The following is a 501-nucleotide window of genomic DNA, read 5'->3' as shown; positions in this document are numbered from 1 at the left end:
TTTACCGGGGCGGGCAGATGCGGAGAGCGCTCGGCCTCAAAGCGCAGCTCAACGGCGGAGGAGACCTTGTTCACATTCTGCCCGCCGGGGCCGGAGGCGCGCATGAAGCTTTCGGTCAGCTCCCAGTCCTGAAGGATTATGTCGTCACTGATATGCAGCATGGGCCAGAGGATAACTGTTTGATGTCAGAAGGAACACAAGAAAAGGGCCGCCCCCCGAAGGCGCGGCCCTTGACGAAAGTATCTGTGAGCAAAGGCAGGTTAGGGCGCATGGCCCAGCCGGTTGGCCGCTGCCAGAGAGGGCTGCCTCAGGGGCGGGCCGCTCCGGTTGTTGCTGCCTCTTGCTCCAATCCCTTTCTTGACACTGGATCACCTCCTTTTCTCACTGTTGCTGTTAGGGACAGCGTGACACGGAAATCTCGGATCACCAAATGAAATTCGCGCGAAATCAGGCGTGCGCGGGTTTTGCGCCCGTCAAACGGGCAACGATCAGACGGAAGGG

General features: G+C 59.7%; 2 protein-coding genes. Both read right to left on the bottom strand.

Annotated features, from left to right (window positions below; translation table 11 throughout):
• Positions 1 to 161: peptide chain release factor-like protein (locus tag HCZ87_RS20795; RefSeq protein ID WP_303048866.1), on the bottom strand; the 161-nt coding region annotated here is incomplete at its 3' end.
• Positions 162 to 307: 146 nt separating this feature from the next.
• Positions 308 to 501: hypothetical protein (locus HCZ87_RS20910; RefSeq protein ID WP_217701984.1), on the bottom strand; the 194-nt coding region annotated here is incomplete at its 5' end.

Source organism: Phaeobacter sp. HF9A (genome assembly GCF_011806385.1).
Lineage (GTDB): Bacteria > Pseudomonadota > Alphaproteobacteria > Rhodobacterales > Rhodobacteraceae > Epibacterium.
Note: the sequence above shows the minus strand (reverse complement) of the source record. Positions and strands in the feature narration are given on the sequence as shown.